The 12,626-nt window shown below is 41.5% G+C and carries 8 protein-coding genes; all 8 read right to left on the bottom strand.

Annotated elements, in window-relative coordinates:
* Window positions 1-105: 105 nt before the first annotated feature.
* Window positions 106-1,656: a ClC family H(+)/Cl(-) exchange transporter gene (locus DXN33_RS03410; RefSeq protein WP_115904342.1), complete on the bottom strand. Its 1,551-nt coding sequence runs from the start codon at window positions 1,654-1,656 to the stop codon at window positions 106-108.
* 16 nt (window positions 1,657-1,672) lie between these two features.
* Window positions 1,673-2,452, bottom strand: coding sequence for a ribonuclease HII (locus DXN33_RS03405; protein WP_115904341.1), 780 nt, complete (start codon window positions 2,450-2,452; stop codon window positions 1,673-1,675).
* The gene (gene ylqF, locus DXN33_RS03400; RefSeq protein ID WP_000201321.1) at window positions 2,439-3,290 is read right to left on the bottom strand and encodes a ribosome biogenesis GTPase YlqF; all 852 of its coding nucleotides are present in this window, start codon (window positions 3,288-3,290) and stop codon (window positions 2,439-2,441) included. Before ylqF ends, DXN33_RS03405 begins: the two co-directional genes overlap by 14 nt.
* 188 nt (window positions 3,291-3,478) lie before the next feature.
* Window positions 3,479-4,657, bottom strand: coding sequence for a hypothetical protein (locus tag DXN33_RS03395; RefSeq protein ID WP_115904340.1), 1,179 nt, complete (start codon window positions 4,655-4,657; stop codon window positions 3,479-3,481).
* Between the two features lie 17 nt (window positions 4,658-4,674).
* Window positions 4,675-8,325, bottom strand: a complete 3,651-nt coding sequence (gene addA, locus DXN33_RS03390) for a helicase-exonuclease AddAB subunit AddA (RefSeq protein ID WP_115904339.1) — start codon at window positions 8,323-8,325, stop codon at window positions 4,675-4,677.
* The gene (gene rexB / locus DXN33_RS03385) at window positions 8,322-11,597 is read right to left on the bottom strand and encodes an ATP-dependent nuclease subunit B (RefSeq protein WP_115904338.1); all 3,276 of its coding nucleotides are present in this window, start codon (window positions 11,595-11,597) and stop codon (window positions 8,322-8,324) included. The genes addA and rexB overlap by 4 nt, the downstream gene beginning before the upstream one ends.
* 106 nt (window positions 11,598-11,703) lie before the next feature.
* The gene (locus tag DXN33_RS03380) at window positions 11,704-12,123 is read right to left on the bottom strand and encodes an EVE domain-containing protein (RefSeq protein ID WP_115904337.1); all 420 of its coding nucleotides are present in this window, start codon (window positions 12,121-12,123) and stop codon (window positions 11,704-11,706) included.
* On the bottom strand, window positions 12,116-12,577 hold the full coding sequence (locus DXN33_RS03375) for a MarR family winged helix-turn-helix transcriptional regulator (RefSeq protein ID WP_070479142.1): 462 nt from the start codon (window positions 12,575-12,577) through the stop codon (window positions 12,116-12,118). Before DXN33_RS03375 ends, DXN33_RS03380 begins: the two co-directional genes overlap by 8 nt.
* Between the last annotated feature and the right edge of the window lie 49 nt (window positions 12,578-12,626).

The raw sequence follows: 12,626 nt of genomic DNA, 5'->3' as shown, positions 1-12,626 counted from the left end.
AATATTTCTAACAAGAAAAAACCGACCTCATTGCTGAGAATCGGTTTTCTAGTGTATTTAATTAAGAAATTCGTTTTAACATAGCATAAATTATGTAAAAAAATTCTACAATAACAAATCTTTGACTTTCCCAATTTCACTTTTTGGAATAACTAGGTGAATCATATCTCCGAGATACATTCTGGTTGAGCCGTTAACTGTTTGGCTCTTGCCATTATGGACTTGGGTGGTGATGAGTACGTTATGTGGTAAGTTGAGTTCGTGAACTTGTTTTCCTGCTATTTTATCTGAAACAGGGATTTCAATGAGAGTGACTTCTCCTTCATCTGTCGCTTCTTCTGGCAGCATTTTTTCCAACATAGCCTCATAGACTGGTGCACCCTTGAGTAGATCCATGATGATGTAAGCAACCAAGGTGACTAATCCAAGTGGCATGAGGTTTCGAATATCTCCTACCATTTCGGTTACCAGAATCATAGCAGTTAAAGGAGCCTTGGATATTGCTCCAAAATAGCCACTCATTCCTAGAATGACAAATATAGGGAATTGCTGCTGACTTACAAGTCCAAGATTGACACAAATGACACCAACTAGAGCTCCAAGTAAGGAGCCAAGCGCTAAAATTGGTAGGAAAATTCCTCCTGGAAGGCCACTTCCATAACTAATCATGCTCCAAACAAAGCGAATCAAAAAGTACGCTAATAGAACTTGAAAACTAAAATCTTGCTTAGTCAGGGAAAGAACCAGCTGATTTCCACCACCAAGGATTTGGGGTAAGAAGATTCCGACTGGTATGATGAGAATGAAGGCAAGAATTGGATAATAAGCTCTATCCAAACGGATTTTTTGACCAAGCCAGTCATAAACTCTACCAACATTGAGCACAGCTTTCTCATAGAGAAAACCAGATAGTCCAAGAAAAACTCCCATAAGGAGGTAAATCCAATACTGGTCTAGGGTCATGAGTGGGATGTTGTCTGGCATGTCCAGTACGGGTGTTAAGCCAAATATGAGTAGTGAGACAAAGTTTGCTACGAGACTAGCTGCGAGAGTAGATACCCAGAAAAAGCGTGAAAAATGGTGATAAACTTCTTCTACCACAAAGAGAAGTCCTGCAATCGGTGCATTAAAGGCTGCAGCTAGACCAGCGGCAGCTCCACTAGCAATCAAGGAGCGTTCCTCTACTGGACTGGATTTGAGCCACTTGGCAATACCCTTACCACCAACTGCTCCAAGTTGAATGCTTGGTCCTTCACGCCCCAGCATAAGTCCACTTGCAATAGCAAGAATTCCTAGAATATATTTTTTCCAAAGAACTCCCCACCAGTTGAGAGTCATCAATCCCTTTAATTCGGCTTCAACTTGAGGGATTCCAGAACCCTTTATGTCTTTTTCTGACTGAGTTAATTTCGCACTGAGCCAACAAACTATTAAATAAAATAGACCAATGATAAAAAGATTGCGCACTAGGTGCGCTTGATCTTGATAAAGTCCTTGTATCAGGTGGAAGCCTTTTTCGATTAAGAAACGAAAGGATCCAACGATAATTCCAATGACAAGACCGACGATGATTCCTCGTCCAACTTGGGATAATATAGTACTTGAGGCAAAGGCAAATTCTTTCTTGGAGCTGAGTGTTTCTGACTGTTCCTCCATAATCATTCCTTCTAACTTAACTTTCTTTTTCTCCTAAAACCAGTGATTTAACGGGTTCAAAGCTGGTTCGGTGAATTGGGGTAACTCCTAGTTTTGTGAGGCCTTCTAGGTGTTTAGCTGTTCCATAACCGGCATTAGTAGCGAAATCATAGCCGGGAAATTGCTGATCGTATTCCCTCATCAATTCGTCACGTGTCACCTTGGCTATTATAGAAGCCGCTGCAATGGAGAGGGAATTAGCATCACCTTTGATGATGGAGGTTTGTGAAATCGGCAACTTCAGTTTCATGGCATCTATCAAGAGATGTTCAGGTTGAGGACTGAGCTGGGAAATTGCTTCCTGCATGGCTAGTTTGGTTGCTTCATAGATATTGACTTGGTCGATGACCTGATTATCCATGATACCAATGCCGATTGATAAAGCTTGGTCTTGAACTGCTTGGAAAATCTCCAGATGTTTCTTTTTAGGAATTTTCTTGCTGTCATTGAGGCCTTTAATTTTACAATTTTGAGGTAAAATAACAGCTGCAGCGACTACAGGCCCAGCCAGAGGTCCACGACCAACCTCGTCAACACCAGCAATTAAGGTCAATCCTTGCTTGTTCAGTTCTTTTTCATAGGAAAGCATGGATTCCAAACGAAAATCTTCATCCAATTCTGCCTGAATGGCTTTTTTACGCTTGATGATTTCCTTTTTAACTCCAGAACGATCATCCTTTTCAAGCTCTAAAAAAATAGGGCTTTCTAACTCCTTGACCGTTGCAAGGAGTTCTTTGATTTCTTTAATCGTCGCCATCGAGGTCTTCCAATGTATCTAAGGTATAGTTACCGAGTTTGCCATCACGGACTTCCTTCACGAAGAGACTGTAAAAACGGTCATAGTCGTCACGGAAACCGAGGGCACGAGTCATGTCCATAATAATAACCGGCGCTTCTTCTTCAATCTTCATTTGTTTGAAGCGTTCGGCCAACTTTTCTGGATAATGTTCTTTGAAATAATTGAGGCCAAAAATAGTTACCTCATCCATAGGAAGTAACTGGTCTTTGATAGCTCCGGTCAAGGCCAACTTAAGCGCAACAGTTTCATCCTCAAACTTAGGCCAGAGAATCCCCGGTGTATCCAGGATTTCAAGGTCTTTATTTGTTTTGAGCCATTGTTGTCCCTTTGTAACCCCTGGTTTATTGCCGACAACGGCAATTTTCTTACCAGCCAAACGGTTCATAAGCGTTGATTTACCAGCATTTGGAATCCCGATAATCATGGTACGCAAGGTTTCGATCTGAATTCCACGTTCTTTCTGGCGAGCAATCTTATCAGCCATGAGCTTCTTGGCCGCATCTGTTACAACTTTTACAGTCACTTGCTCTTTGGAGTTGATAGCTAGCGTCTGAATTCCTTGTGATTCAAAATACTGGCGCCATTCCTTGGTCATTGCCGGGTCAGCCAAGTCTGCCTTGTTTAAAATCAAGAGTTTTGGTTTGTCACCAACAATCTTGGTCAACATAGGATTTTGACTAGATAGAGGTAAGCGTGCATCCACCAAAATCGTCACAAAATCAACAAATTTTAAATTTTCCTGAACCTGTCGACGAGCTTTAGACATGTGACCAGGAAACCATTGAATAGTAGCCATAATATATCTCCTTCGGATTGAAAAAATTGTAAAAACGTTTTCTTTCTTATCCTCTATTCTATCATAAATTATTCTTTTTTGCATAAGCTTTTATTTGTAATAGCTACTTTTTAAAGGAAGACTGATTTCAACCCCACTTGATTTGTATATTAACCTTATATAAAATTCTATGTCTCATATATTTAGTTTTAGATGAGTATTCGAGATAAAAATGGGACTATGCAATTTGTCAAAATTCCTTCTATCCAGCTTTCTTGTGCTGAGGAGAGATGGTCTGCTTGAAGGCTTTCTTTTAGAAAATCTCGAACTTGTTCTGGTGTGATTTCAAACTCAAAGGCTTTCATTTTATAGAAAAAGTCGAGCAGATGGTCTGAAAAATATTCAGTTGAAAATGCCACTTCTCCACTTTTTCGATATTCTAATAAGAGTCGAGCAAAGCGGGATTTTTCGTCAGGAAGCTCACGGAAATAGGAATTGAGAAGCCAGGTCTGCTTCTGCTTTCTTTCAATTGGATCCTGACCGGCAATTCGTTGGTCTTTTTCCAGCTCTTTTTGGTATTGTTTGGCCTTGATAGCCCGTTCTGTTCGATTTTTACCAAAAAGAATTTTTTCCCACTTGCGTTCTTCTTGAGTCAAGGTCTCCGTAAAGCCAAAGTAATCTTGATAGGCACGTTCTGCTGGGCCCATGGCCAAAACTAGATTGTCTGCATACTGCTTGGCGATTTTATCCCTCTTCTTGCGCTCTTTCTCTGCCTGGATACGGAGTTCTTGTTCGTAGTCAATTTTCTCCTTGCCTAGCTTGACAAGGTAGAGTTGGTCATCTGGTTTTCCAAGTAAAAAGGGTTTGATACACTTTTCAAGGACTTCTTCCATCCGAGCTTTCTTCTTAGGCTCTGCCTTTGTCCAACTTCCTCCTTGAAAGACTTCTAAGAAAAGCTGATAGTCTCTCTCAGGTGCAAATTGATTGCCACGATTGGGTTTAAAAACACCTTTTCCCCAGAGCCACTTTAGAAGACGCTCGTCAAAGTCACTTTTATTGACCTTGATTTTTTCCTTTTTCTGGGCTTTTCTGGTCAGATTTTCAACCTTTCTGAGCAGTTTTTCTTCCTCTTCCAGTTGCTGGTCAAGGGACAATCGATGAAAATGACGAACACAGTCGCTACCAATTGGAAAGAGGCGTTGGCCTGTGACACCGTTAAAGAGTTCATAAGCGTATTTTATGGCATTTCCACAGACACAATTGCTACGGCCGATACCGTTAAAAATCAAGGAAACTTCATTCCATTCCTTGGTAGCTTGTTCCCAAGTATCAGCTTTTGAAGCCTGTAAAACCGCATCATGCAGGGATTTTCTAACTGGAAGTGTCATGAGGTCTCCTTTCTAGATTATACTTTTACAACTTGAACCTCTTCTTTACCTAGTAAAATCAGGTATTTTTCAATATTTTCAATCGAATAGGCTCGAGATAAAGCCTCTCCGTATAGGGCTAACTGACCACGATAGCGGTTTATGAGTTGACTTGGATAATCATAGCGGTCTGTCTTATAGTCGAACAGAACAATTCTGTCCTCGTAAAGCAGATAGCCATCAAGGATACCACGGACAACAAAGTCTTCCTGACTCTTTTGGTCTCTTTTGAGCATGGAGAAAGGTTGCTCGCGGTATAGATGGTCTGTATTGGCAAGAATTTCCTGACCAAGTGCTGTGTCAAAGAATGTAAGAATTTTAGCAAGATTAATCTTGTCTCTAACAGCTGGGCTGGTTTGAACTTGTTTGAGAGCTTCTGTCAGGCTAGCAAGCATTGGTCGCTGGCTGAGATCCATTCTCTGCATGAGTTCGTGGGTGGCACTACCAATTTCAGCTCCAGTTACCTTTTCTTTGGTTGAAAAATCTGGCAAACCAAAGCTAATTTTCTTGTCTACTGACTGGCCTTGACCTGCAATCTCGACACCTTCCATATCTATAACTGGTTCGTAGAATTTTTTGATTTGACTTGGGGTTTGAACACTAGGAAGTTCAATGGCTGCGTGATGAAGAGTATTATAGACTTCCACTTCTTTCAGCATTTCAAGAGCTTCTTTAATGGTTTCTGACTGGCGATTGTCTACTTGGGAGCGATCTTGGAGAGGACTTTTGGTTTCCAACTCTCCGATAGCTTCTTTAGTCAGCTGATCTTCACCAACAAAACGATAGCTAAAGTTGAGATGATCCTTTGCAAACACTTTGCTGATAGCCCAAATCCAGTCTTGGAAATTCCTTGCTTGAAGTCTAGTGTTGCTGCTTAGTTTTCCATTTTTAGCTGCTGGGTATTCCTTGGCTTCCAGCTTTTCACGAGAACCCTTGCCGACAAGATAGAGCTTTTTCTCAGCCCGCGTCATAGCAACATAAAGGAGACGCATCTGCTCTGAATAGCTTGCCAGCTGTAATTCCTCTTCGTTCTGTCTATAGGTCAGACTAGGAATGGAGAGTTTGATGGTTTTAGGATAGTGGTCTTCCACTGCTCCTGTCTCCATTTTGGCAATATATTTGACACCAAGTCCATTTTTACGGCTGAGAATGACCTCTGACATGCTGTCTTGCTTGTTAAAGTCTTGATCCATATTGAGGATAAAAACGTAAGGAAACTCTAACCCTTTACTCTTGTGGATGGTCATGAGCTCTACTGCATCTTTTGGTAGTGCGACAGCTACGCTTGCCAAATCGTGCTGGGCTTCTAAAACTTGGTTAATCATACGAATAAAACGCGACAAGCCCTTGAAATTGCTCTTTTCAAATTGATCAGCTCGCAGTGCTAGGGCATAGAGATTAGCCTGTCTAGCAGGCCCATTTGGCAAAGCCCCAACATAATCGTAGTAAAAACGGTCGTTATAAATCTTCCAAATCAGGTCATAGAGGGAGTGGGTTTTGGCATACAAGCGCCAAGAAGCCAAGATATCCATGAATTGGTTTAATTTTTCAGCTAACTCTTTATGAATCAAGCCTTTTTGGCTGCTTGTCAGTTTTTGAGCATTGACCAGTTTCTCATAGAGATTTTCTTGGACTTTATCCTCTGTTTTCTGAAGGGACAAACGTGCTAACTCGTCCTCATCAAAGCCAAACATAGGAGACTTCATAAGGGCAACCAAGGCATAGTCTTGAAGAGGATTGTGAATGACACGAAGGGTGTCTAGCATGACTTGCACTTCTAGGGATTGGAGATAGTTGTTCTGCTCTCCGTCAGTTTTGACAGGAATTCCGTACTCAGACAGGGCGAGAAGAATCTGGTCATTACGACTGCGGCTGGAGGTCAGAAGGGCAATTTCTTTAAAAGCCACACCTTTTTCCTGATGAAGTTTAAGGATTTCCTTGATGACTAAGCGCATTTCCCCTGTTAATTTCGTTTCTGCTTGGCTCTCTTCTTCCTCACCAGAGTCGTCCTTATCGTAGAGGAGAAATTCTGCCTTATTGTCTGTATTAGGAGTCAGTTTGGTATTGGCAAAAACAAGCTGGTGCATGTTATCATAGTTGATTTCGCCGACCTCTTGGTCCATGAGACGTTCAAAGACATCATTGGTTGCTGACAGCACTTCTGAACTACTACGGAAATTTTCCTTCAGGAGAATGAGCTTGCCTTCTTGGGGATTTTGCGCATAGCGTTGGAATTTCTCATTGAAAATCTGCGGGTCTGCCTGACGGAAACGGTAGATGGACTGCTTGATATCTCCCACCATAAAGCGATTGTGTCCAATAGAAAGTAATTCCAGCATCCGTTCTTGAATATGGTTGGTATCCTGATACTCATCGACCATGACTTCATGGAAGCGATCCTGATAATCCTCACGAACTTGCGGGAAATTCTCTAAAATCTCAATGGTGTAATGGCTGATATCAGCGAATTCAAAGGCATTTTCCTGAAGCTTACGTTCACGATAAGCTTCCACAAAATCACTCATGAAGGTTTGGAAAGTCTTAGCTAGTTCCCAGGTATCTCCATGATAACGTTCTTGATAGTCGAGAATGGTTATCTGGTCTGACAGTTGTCCTAGTTTAGCAAACTGGGACTTTCTTTCTTCGTTGTAGGCATCAGCCAGGGGCTTCAAATCAGCCTTACGACTCGCATTAGTCAGGGCTCGACCATTTTTCTCTTTCGAAATTGCGACAACACGCGCAAGCACTGCTTGAAAATCCTGATTATCGGACTCTTGATTTAAGGAGCCAATCTCATCCAGAATCAACTGAACATTTTCTAAATAGGTAGCCTTTGAAAACTCCTTGGCATCATTATCCAGATGATAACGGAAAAAGCTTTCCAAATCCCAAAGTGCTTGCTGGATTTGCTCGGTTAGTTTTTCTTTTTCACTGGTAAAATCAGCTTTCTCAAAGCCTTTGAGAAAAGATTCACTTAACCATTTCTGAGGATTGCTGGTGGATTGGAGAAAGTCATAGATTTTATAGACTTGCTGGCGCAGCCCCCGTTCATCCTTGCCTCGCCCAGCAAAGTTTTTCAGCAAATGGCTAAAGATCTCTTTCTGTTTACCTTGATAATGGGCTTCAAATACCTCATGAAAGACTTCGTTTTTTAGAAGAAGTTGCTCGCTTTGGTTTTGTAAAATCCTGAAATTAGGCGCAATATCAATCAGATAGCCATGTTTGCCAAGGAATTTTTGTGTGAAAGAGTCCATGGTTCCGATGGCAGCGTTGGGTAGGTCTGCCAACTGACGGCCCAAGTGTTGTTTGAGCTCGACATCATGCGTTTCTTGGATCTGTTGGCCAATTTTTTTCTCCAAACGTTCCTTGAGTTCTGTGGCAGCCTTAACGGTAAAGGTTGAGATAAAGAGTTGAGAAATTTCGACACCACGCGTCAATTGGTCCAGAATGCGCTCTGCCATGACAAAGGTTTTACCAGAACCAGCCGACGCTGAAACCAGGATATTCTGACCAGAAGTGTAGATGGCTTCGATTTGTTCGGCAGTTTTCTTTTGTTCCTTGCTCGAATTTGCTACTGCATTTTGCAGTTTTTGAATCTCCTCCTCACTTAAAAAGGGAATAGGCTTCATCGATTCAACTCCTCTCTTATTTTTTCAAACCAAGCTTGCTTGAGTTTTTCTCCGACCAGACGCTTGCCGTCAGTCAATTCCAACTTCTCTAGAAAACGGGCTTGACCCAAGTGGTAATTGGCTTCAAAACCTGTGATGGCTTGATGTTGCTGGACGTATGGGGCAATGCTTCTACCATTTTCAGTATAAGGGTTAATGGCGAAATAGCCTTCTAAAATCTTCTCAGCTGCTTTCTTGTAAAGATGGGCATTGTAGTCCAGTAGAAGCTGGAATTCCTCATCCGTCAGCTGATTGGCCTTATTTTTATTGTAAAATTCGCCTAAGTGACTGCTTTCTTTTTCTAAAAAGATCCCTTGATATTTCATTGACTTGCTAACTTCTACTACTGCACCTGCCAGATTTTTAACGGCCATCAAAGATTGGACAGGCTCAGCCATTTCCAAGTACATAGCACCAAAAAAGTTCTGCTCCCCTTCTCTTTTTAAGGCAGCTAGATAGGTTGGCAACTGGGAATTAAGCCCATTAAAGAAATGAGGAAACTGGAACTGAGTCAGACTGGATTTGTAGTCTACCACCCCTATCGCTCCATCAGCTTTCAAACGGTCAATCCGGTCCACCTTACCTCGTACAAAGACACTGCGTCCATTGTCCAATTGAATAAATGCTTGGTCTTTGCCGCCAAAATTCGCTTCCTCTTTGATGGTTTCGATGACTGGATTGTGTCGGAGAATATGTCCAGTCGTCCGTGCAACATCAAGCAAAACTTCCTTGGTAAATTGGGCTTCTAAACTTTCTTGATAAATAGCTTCAAATTCGCGTTCTTGACTGGTTTCTTGAATAGCTTGTTCTAGACGGTTGTCAAAGGAATCTTCGTTAGGCAACTGCAAGGCACGTTCAAAAATGCGGTGCAAGAAATTTCCGTGACTACGAGCATCAGGACGCAGACGTAATTCTTCTTGCAAGCCTAAAACGTAGCGAAGAAAATAACTGTATTCATTGCGATAAAACTCCGTCAAACCAGAGGTAGACAGGTAAAATTCCTTGTCAGCTGGATAGAGAGCCTGTAAGGTGTTCTTAGCCAACTGCTTACTGCTTGGACTGGTTGGAAGGGCTGGATTTTCCAAACCTTGCTGGTCGAGTTTTTTACCCATGACACGCGCCAGAACCTTGACAAAGGTCAAATCTTGCTCCCTATCACTCATTTCGCCCTGCTGGTGATAGGCAACCAGACTAGACAAAAGACTGTGATATGAGCCCATATCTTCTTTAGACAGCCCTTTGTGATTTATCTTCTTCTCTTTCCGACTAAATCCAAAATGGACCAGCTCTTGAAGATAGGCAGATTCCTTACTTTCACTTTCGTTAAAAAGGCTTGGAGCAGACAAAACTAATTGCTTACGGGCAGAATTGACCAAGGAAAGCATGGTATAGCGATTTTTCTTGAGGTTTTCACTGCTGGCAATCAGCAATTGAACGCCTTCTTCTGTCGCTTGGTTTAGTCTCTGTCTTTCTTCGTCTGTCAAAAGACTGGTGTTTTGCGCAATTTTTGGTAAATTGTCCTGGGTCATACCAATGGCATAGACAAAGTCAGCTGTCAAAGGCGCAATCAAATCGTAACTCTGCACCAGAACAGTGTCCACTGTTGCTGGAATGGTGCGATACTGAGATAGACTCATTCCAGAATGGAGCAAGGCTAGGAAGTCCTCTAGACTAATCTGTGAACCAGCAAAAACAGTCGCAAATTGTTCTAAAACATGACAGAAAGCCTTCCAAACTTCGGCCTGTCTTTCCTGTTCAAGAGTTTCCATAGTAGCTGTCAAATCTTGTAACTGCTTGGTCACAGCTCCTTCTTTTAGAAAAGAGTTCCACTTTTGCAAGAGATTTTCAGCCTTCTGTTTTCGGATAGCAAAAAGAGTCTCAAGCGGTGCTAAAATACGCAGACGAAGAGCATTTAAACGCCCTAAATCAAATTTTCCATGGTGGGATTTGGTGAAGGTTTGCTGAAAGGCTGGCAAGCCATTGATACCAAGATAGCGGATATATTGCTCAAAAGCATCAATATCAGCCTGACTAAGGTTGGTATACAAACCTGTTTTGAGGAGATTAATCAAATCTTCCTGACGGAAACGATAGCGTTTCAAAGCTAAAATAGTCTCGACAAACTGTGTCAAAGGGTGGTGCGCCATGGATTCGCTTTTGCCTAGATAGAAAGGAATCTGATACTGGTCAAAAATGGTTTTCAGCGATAACTGGTAAGAAGCTACATCGCCCAATAGAATACGAAAATGCTTGTAACTCAGATTTGAGTTCTCGTGCAATTTCTGACGAATGCTACGGGCTACTAGCTCCAACTCCTCCTTTTGCGTCAAGCAAGACCAGATTTGTAAGTTTTCACAATCCTTCTCATCGACATCCAATGTTAATTCTGAAAAGTCATAAGACGACTCCAGTAAACGAGAGGCCTTGTCAAAACTATCCATCTTTTCATGAGTTTGAGAACAGTCCTGAGCAGGTGTTTGGTATTTAGAGGCTAGATGATGGAGAAACTCCACACTGGCTTGGTAGAGGTTACCCTCGCTAAAAGGGCTGGTATAAGCTTTCTTACTAGCATAAACCCCAATAACAATCTCAACACCCTTGCCATGAAGTAAGTCCACAACCCGCTCTTCCTCGGCAGAAAAACGGGTAAATCCATCAATAACCAAGGCGAATTGAGTGAAATCACTACTTACTTTGTTATTCTCAATAGCCTCAATCAAATGAGACAACTGACTTCCCTGAGCCAACTGACCTTGATTAAGATAGGCTGTTACTTTTTCAAAAATCAAGAGCAAGTCTACTCGCTTGTCTTCATCTGCCAAACTCTCCAAGTCTAAAAAGCTCATCTGAGCAGTCGTCATCTCGTGATACAGTTCAATCAACTGCTGAATAAATTGAGGATCCTGCTTAATCGCACCATAAACACGCAAGTCCTTGGGGTCAATTTCCGCAAGGCATTTATAAAAGGCCATCCCAAGACCGATATCATCAAGACTGGTCTTGGCAGGCAGGTCATTCAAGACCAGATAACGAGCCATCTGCGCAAAGCGCGTGACGGTAATCGCAAAAGAAGCCTGCTGGGACAAGCATTCCAGCACGGCGCGTTCCTTTTCAAAAGAAAGAGAGTTGGGGGCGATGTAGAAGACCCGCTTGCCAGCAGCAACTAACTCCTCCGCCTCTCTTGTTAGAATTTCAGTCAAAGAAGTCCGAATATCAGTATAAAGTAATTTCATCTCAGCCTCGTTTGGTTTATCAAAGTTTCTTACTCTATTATAGCAAAGTTCGCTTCACAGTCCAAATCCAAAATTCTTGTTGATAATCATTTAACTAGCAAATCAATCATACTTCATCATCCACTTTCATATGATGAAAGATATAGAGGAAAAAGTCTTTGGAAACTTCAAAATGTCCATAACGAAGCCGAGAAGTATAGTCTTTCCATTCAGGATGTTGTCTGGCTATTTCTATGGAACAATCTTTGACTGGTTGATAATACTCAACATTTCGTCTAAAGGGAAAGAATCCTTCGAACTGCTCTACTTGATAGGCTTTGTCGTCTATAATCTTACCTACAGCCACAAAAGTCTGTAACTTATCCTGACCGTTCATATCGTATTTTGGACTATAGTATAAAAGATAGTCACCTTTTTTCATACGGTTTAAGGGGCCACCCTTCCCATGACAGACCTGACAAAAATTCCCTTCAACTCCTCTTAAAACATGATTCTTCGAAACAACTCCGACCCAATATCTAGGCATTTTTATCCTCCAACACTGCTAACATGCGATTAAAACTTTCTCTATCGTTAGAAAGTTTTTCAAAAAATTTTTCATCAATCCCTTCTACTAAGGGTAAAGCTTGATTGACCTTCTCCGCGCCAGACTTCGTCACTGAGACCAGTTTTGCCCGACTATCCTTTGGATGCTGATCACGTCTAATGTAGTTCTTCTTCTCCAGTAGTCTAACAATCTGGGAAACCGTCATGACATCCATACCAGTGAACCGAGCAATATCAACTTGCGTTACATATTCCTCTCTATTGTTCAAAAACAAGAGCGAGGTTAAAACGATAAATTGAGGCAAAGTGAGGCCAACCGATTTCAAAACTCTTTTTAAATTACTTTCCCATTTGTTGTAAACTTTAATGAAAAGAAGACCTGTAGACTCTGTTTCATCATTTTTGTAAATTGAATTAAAGTGATACTTTGACATTATTTCTCCTTAAATATTAAGTATACATATTATATAAGATTTTATTTTC

Origin of the sequence: Streptococcus sp. NM (assembly GCF_003390135.1) — a bacterium.
GTDB lineage: Bacteria > Bacillota > Bacilli > Lactobacillales > Streptococcaceae > Streptococcus.
The sequence above is the reverse complement of the archived record's forward strand: the minus strand, read 5'-3'. Positions and strand labels throughout refer to the sequence as shown.

Coding starts and splice junctions, on each gene's coding strand:
- rexB (WP_115904338.1), bottom strand. CDS start 11,597: ATGAAATTACTTTATACTGATATTCGGACTTCTTTGACTGAAATTCTA.
- DXN33_RS03375 (WP_070479142.1), bottom strand. CDS start 12,577: ATGTCAAAGTATCACTTTAATTCAATTTACAAAAATGATGAAACAGAG.
- DXN33_RS03380 (WP_115904337.1), bottom strand. CDS start 12,123: ATGCCTAGATATTGGGTCGGAGTTGTTTCGAAGAATCATGTTTTAAGA.
- DXN33_RS03395 (WP_115904340.1), bottom strand. CDS start 4,657: ATGACACTTCCAGTTAGAAAATCCCTGCATGATGCGGTTTTACAGGCT.
- ylqF (WP_000201321.1), bottom strand. CDS start 3,290: ATGGCTACTATTCAATGGTTTCCTGGTCACATGTCTAAAGCTCGTCGA.
- addA (WP_115904339.1), bottom strand. CDS start 8,325: ATGAAGCCTATTCCCTTTTTAAGTGAGGAGGAGATTCAAAAACTGCAA.
- DXN33_RS03410 (WP_115904342.1), bottom strand. CDS start 1,656: ATGGAGGAACAGTCAGAAACACTCAGCTCCAAGAAAGAATTTGCCTTT.
- DXN33_RS03405 (WP_115904341.1), bottom strand. CDS start 2,452: ATGGCGACGATTAAAGAAATCAAAGAACTCCTTGCAACGGTCAAGGAG.